Annotated in this window: 5 protein-coding genes; 3 read left to right on the forward strand and 2 right to left on the reverse strand. The window is 26.5% G+C overall.

Going from position 1 to position 6,143, the window contains the following annotated elements; genetic code table 11:
- Positions 1-1,080: 1,080 nt before the first annotated feature.
- Complete coding sequence (locus tag EDD61_RS13610; RefSeq protein ID WP_132225855.1) at positions 1,081-3,606, reverse strand: SIR2 family protein; 2,526 nt, start codon at positions 3,604-3,606, stop codon at positions 1,081-1,083.
- A 155-nt stretch (positions 3,607-3,761) separates the two neighbouring features.
- Positions 3,762-4,781: a WYL domain-containing protein gene (locus EDD61_RS13615; protein ID WP_117547169.1), complete on the reverse strand. Its 1,020-nt coding sequence runs from the start codon at positions 4,779-4,781 to the stop codon at positions 3,762-3,764.
- A 190-nt stretch (positions 4,782-4,971) separates the two neighbouring features.
- Between EDD61_RS13615 and EDD61_RS14200 the strand changes: the two genes are divergently transcribed.
- The 3 genes from EDD61_RS14200 (at position 4,972) to EDD61_RS13625 (ending at position 6,051) form a co-directional block, all read left to right on the forward strand.
- Entirely contained in the window at positions 4,972-5,097 is a 126-nt protein-coding gene (locus tag EDD61_RS14200) for a hypothetical protein (protein ID WP_257524883.1), read from the forward strand.
- A 33-nt stretch (positions 5,098-5,130) separates the two neighbouring features.
- Positions 5,131-5,271, forward strand: a complete 141-nt coding sequence (locus EDD61_RS14280) for a zinc ribbon-containing protein (RefSeq protein ID WP_117547168.1) — start codon at positions 5,131-5,133, stop codon at positions 5,269-5,271.
- 234 nt (positions 5,272-5,505) lie between these two features.
- Entirely contained in the window at positions 5,506-6,051 is a 546-nt protein-coding gene (locus tag EDD61_RS13625) for a hypothetical protein (RefSeq protein WP_132225856.1), read from the forward strand.
- The last annotated feature ends 92 nt before the right edge of the window (positions 6,052-6,143 follow it).

A 6,143-nucleotide genomic window follows, 5' to 3' on the forward strand; every position in this document is an offset into this window, starting at 1 on the left:
TTATGGTTAATGAAATTTTTACATCTCGTATTGAAAAATATCTTAAATAGATGTCTTAATCAATTTTACTTACACACTTTTCTTGACAAACCCAATTTTATTATAAGATGATTGATTTAACTTGATTTTATGAGCTAAATTTATTATTATCATATTGTTCTTGATGAATGGATAGAAATCAAACTTGGGTCGGGGAGATTTCTATCTTTTTCTATCCTTTCCGAAAATATATTATAAATGATAAAAACATAAAGCCCCATAAAATGTATAGAAAAAAAGGGTATCCAAAATCTTTAGATATCAGTTTAGGGGTCTATTTCGTATGAAAAGCAGAGAATATGTTTATTACTTTCATAAGACTTCATGGTTATGCTTTCTCCTAAAAGATGAGACACATAATTTATTCTTATATTTTCAAATTGCCGAACTTATTTGATGATGGCTCTATCAGTATCGATATAGTTAAAGTTGTTAACAACACTAAATATATTTATATTCTATGAGCGCTTGTACCTATATGTTACGCTGATTCTTCGTGAAAAATACGTTCTAAAGATAACAATAAGAGAAAAATCAAGCACCTGGTTTTACAGTATATTACCTATATTGTCTTTATTATCGGACAGCACAAATGGATATTCACTAACCGTAAGACTTAGTTAACAAATCTTATCCTTTATTCAAGCTAGACACTGAATATTTGGTTTACAAGAAATCATTTCACAATAAGAAATATGCCTAAATCTCTCAACAATCATAGAAGCCAAAAACGTGTCAACTATAGAGTAAAAAACAATTAGTATATTTATAAAAATAGATAGAATATAACCCAAATAAGAATCAGCTTGGTTTTGCTGATTCCTAATTTTGAACTTTAGGGGTCTTAAATTTTTTGTTAGTTTTCTTCATTCCCCTAAAGTTGCCCCCTAAATTTCTGGCGGAAATCCTTAAAAAAATTTGGTTACCTGAAAAAAACTGAAGCACCATATGTTTTTGCGATGGGCTTCAGTTTCCCGTGTTTTTTTAGATACTAATTTCAAATTAGTCCGATATGGTAACCATGTCATTTTGCATAAGTATTTATATTTGTTTTTCTCTATAATGCAATTCTTTTTCTGCTTTACTAAGATTCCTTAGACAATTATTCAAAGTATTAATATCTTTTTTGTTATTTGTACTTTTTGTTTTCTCCAAGGTTTTACAAATTCTCAATTTCCAATCATTTATTTTTTGGTCAATTTTCAAAATATCTGAAGGGCAAAAATCAAATTTTTTCTCTATAATGAATGCAGAATAAATTCTTAAAATTCTAAATATGTATAATCCCGCTGTTTCTCTTGATTTTAGAGCTGTTTCAAGCTTGTTATCTACTTCACATATAATGTCATATGGATTTTCTACTTTGCAATGCATATTTTTCTCTAATAGAAATCTTGCATATTGTGTATCTAATTGATATGTGTTAAATTCAAATCGCTCCGATGCTATCTCATAAGATTTTTCAAGATGCATCCCTGCCTTATCATAATCATCATTATCCATACTTGCCATCGCATATTGTAACCAATAAAATATATTATCTTTGCAATATTCATTATCTATCAAATTTTCGAAATAACCAATTATGATTTCTTTTATATTAACATCTGCTGACATTTCACTCAATAGAACTCTTAGATTAGATAAAGACAACAAATGTTTTCTATAGTCTTTTTCATTTGACCATTGATTACCAGTAGGAACAATTCCTAATCTATGATAATTATCAAATAATTTTTGTAGTACATCTATAACCTCTTTTTTTGTAAACAAATTTTTTTGAATAAATTTTGAGTAAGGTGCAGAATTGAAGAGCTTATATCCATTATAGTTAAATAATATTTCTTTCATTTTATAATTCTGATTTATAACTTGCTTCATATTAGTTTGATTTAATATAATTAGTATTCTATCTATATCTAACTTTAATTGAATGAGATTATTTATAATAACAACAAGCAATAGTTCCTTATATTTATCTGTATAAAACACTTCTTTTATTTCATCTAATATTTTATTTCCTATTTTTGAATTCTTATCAAATAAAGGGATAATAATTTTTGAAAAATCCCCTTGTTTTCTAGCACTTTTTGTAAAAACATAATTAAGTTTCTTATTAGTTAATCCAATTCTAGAATAGTATTTTTTAATTTCCAAAAATTCCTTGTTATCAATCTGATCGAGACTATGCCATGAAATATCATCAATTTTGATATGAAAATAATCTATAATTTCATATTGACTTACCAAATTATTTCCTGTCCGTGAAGTAAGGATAATTTTTAAATTCCCCCTATCCTCTCCTATTATCTCAGCTATTTGCTTCAAAATTTCTAAATGTTGTGTGTAATCATCAATAAATAAAAATATCTTTTCGTCATTCATTAGTAGTTGAACTAATTCTTCCTTTACATCATCATAGACGCTATCAAGCGTATATATTTGACCTATATTAGATAATTTACAAGATAATTGCTCAATCAAAACACTTTTTCCGTTCCCTAATCTTCCTGTCAACATATAAAGAAAGTTATTGCTGTTTAATATTGCTTCCTCCATTTCATATAGAACGGATCTTGAAAACAAATATTTATTATCATCTAAATGTGAACTTAATAATGCTTCATTTATTTTCCCGCCATAAATTACTGACCAGATTGCAGAAATATCTTCTTTAATATATTGCAAAGGTAAATTGTAACGAGGTATAAAAGAACGATATACAAGATCATCATGAATCTCTATATTTTCTAATGAAGACATAATATCACAAAGGCCATCAATACCTATATAATGAACGGTTCCTTTATTCTCAAAACTTTTAACTTGCATTTTTTCAAACTGGTTTAAATTGTCTTTATGTTCAAAAATAAAATGTGTTTTTTCCCTTGTGTTTGTTGCTATTAATAATCTTGAGATATCTAAGTCAAATTCTAGAGAGAGTCCAATAAATATTATTGCTCTCGCTTCTAACAAATCATGATTCATAATCTGTTTTATTTCACTTTTAGAAAAAGAATCACTTTCATAACTTACAGAAGTTAATTTAAATTCATCTTTAAACGAATCTGTTGTCATGCATCTAACATAACCATTAGTATGTATTATGCAACTTTTTGATTTATATACGTCCCTCATGCTATCATTGGGTAAAATAGTGTTTCTTACTCGCCCAGCTTGCTCAGATGCCTCTTCAGCTACATTATCATAATTGGTTGTATAAATCCTCATCCACGGAAACTTCATAATTTGTAATTGGCTATCAGTTACTTTACTGCATAGAAAATTTTCTTGAATTAATTTGACAAGGTTTTGTGCCTTAGTTTTATAATCTTCATTTTGATATCCTTCTAGATATAGCGTGGCAATTTTACATAAGCCCATTTTTCTATCATCATCTAAGCCCATAAGTCCAGCTATTTTATTAGATAATTCAGTTGAAGAGCATAAATTTTTACCTTTGATATTCTCCGCATCTTTAGAATAACCTGAGCCTATAAAAAGTAATGCTTTTCCTTCTTTTGCTAATTTTAACGCTTTAGTTAAATTTTCTTTTTTTGTTTCCATAAGTTTCCCACCCTTTAATGCTATTTAAATACTAGCACTATATTTAAAATTTTATCATGAATGAGATAAAATATAAAGGTAAAATTTTTGCGCTATTTAAATTAGTGTTTTATGCTCACTATTAATTAGCGTTGACAATAGAAGTATATCTTTAATTAAACACCACCTTTATAATTATTTATAGCATCCCTATATTCTTGTAGTATTTCTTCTATTATTTCTCTTGGTTCCAAAATAATCACATTTTTACGAAAAGGTGCAAAATATGATTTGAATTGCATTTTCGAACAATCAAAACAATAAATACCCTCATCTTTTTCGCTGTTCAATAAAGGGCTAGGCCTTTCAAGATATCTTAATTTTAATAAATTCTTGCCTTGTTCTGTTAATTTAACCTTATAAATAGTATCTTCATTAATTGAAAATTGGACTCCATTGCGTTTCATTTTTTTGAATTGCTCTTCTATATGAGGTTGAAATGTTAACAGGTTTGTATCAAGATGAACACTTGAAATATTATATATGTGTATAGTTCGAGCAAGATATTCTCGTTTTTCATTATTATAAACTTGATATAAAAGATAATTATATAGACCTTCTTGAGAAGTACAAATTTCTTTAGGATTAATAGATTGAATTCTATTATTATCAGATTTTGTTATAATACGTATACTTTGCTTATTTTGGATTGCTTCATTTAGACTTTCTATAATATCTTTACATATGATTTTTTCTCTTTCATATTGAGGCTCTTTTAGGTAAGAATAAATAATATTAGCTAAATATTCAGATTCACTAGCATTTTTAGGACAGGAATCGATGATGAAATCCAATTCAGAATCATCCTTCTTTTTCCTAATACTAATCTTTTTTTTATGCTCATTTTTATCTTTTTCAATAACGAGTGTTTTTTCACATAAATATTTAGTTACTTTCCAAGCTATGTTTAAATATTCGTCATCATTAAACTGGTGATTTATGTTTTCACTCTTAACTGCATCCTTTATCTTTTGCTTTAGTTCATTAATATTAAAATTGTATTTAGAATAATGATTAATAATGATTTTTCTTATCAACTCTGATTTGTTTGAACCTGTTTTGAATAACTCTTGATCTTGTATTATATTTTTATAAGCTATAGGATTTAAATAAATAGTAATAATATCATCTGTCATTGTTTATTTCTCCTTTTATGCATATATTTTGTAAGTGTTTATATAAACTATAATATTACAAAAAGCTAATATACTCAATGATTTTGTATATTTTTTGTAAGTGGATAAATAATACAAAAAACCATATATTTAGTGGTTGACACCTAATATAATATAGGTATAGATAAATTTAAAGAAGGAGGTGTATTATATGGCTGTACATCACGGTGGTAAAGTTGGAAAAGCTGGTAAGACTTTATCCAATAAAAATAGCAGTAGCTCCGCAAAATCAAAAGCCGGTACTACTTTAGCAAATCATAAAAATAAATGTCATTAGCGATAACTACTATAAAGAAGAGAGGTGATAACAATGTATAAAACAGGTGAAAAACCAGGTAAAGGGACTTACATTTGCACATCATGTGGAACAACTGTTACACTTGATGATACAACAGACACTCTACCACCATGTCCCAAATGTGATAATACTACATTTTATAAATTGTCATAAGCAAAACCTAAAGAATAATTTGCATGTATTATAAAAACAAAAAGTGCTGTTGGGACTATATTTTCCAACAGTATTTTTATCCAATTAATATTTCTTGATAAACAAAATCATTATACATATTATAGCTTTAGTTATAAATCTTTTAAGTGATGTTAAAAAGAAAAGTTAGTCAAAAAATCCCATTATTAAACTAAAGAATATTTATAATATGAAGAGATTGGAGGAATATAGAAAATGTTAGAAGATATTATTAGTTATTATAGAAAAATGTGTACACGCACTGGGCAATTTGATATTTTGCTAAATATTTGGGTGTTATTGATTGTTATATTTGGAGTTGGAGGATTAGCAGGACTTATCATTTTTATAAAATTAGATAGCATTCATGAGATTATAAGATTATATTTATCATTGCTCGCTATATTCGCTGTTGAAATTATTTATCTTTTTTATTCACAAATTTATATTTTTTATAAGCAAAAAAAATATGTGATAAAGGAATTAACTTCTCTTATGGAAAATGGAAATAGTAAACAAGTCAAAAATAATATTCTAATGAAATTAAACAATATAAGCGAAAGTAATTTCAAATTTCAATATATTGAAAGAACTTATTATATTGATACATTATATAATAAATTAAAATTCAATGAATTTTTAAAAATTTCGAAAATAGATTCAAAAAACGTTGAAACAGTAAAAGAAAATATAAAAGAGCATATTAAAGATAAGAGTAATTTTAAAGATATTATAGACATAGCTTTTTGGGGGCTTATTTGAGAGTGTAAAATAAACTGTGTAAGTTAAGAGCGTACGACTTAACGATACACAGTTTTTATATGCTTATGATACAATAAAAGAAAGTAGAGGAA

The organism is Longicatena caecimuris (assembly GCF_004341945.1).
GTDB lineage: Bacteria > Bacillota_I > Bacilli_A > Erysipelotrichales > Erysipelotrichaceae > Longicatena > Longicatena caecimuris.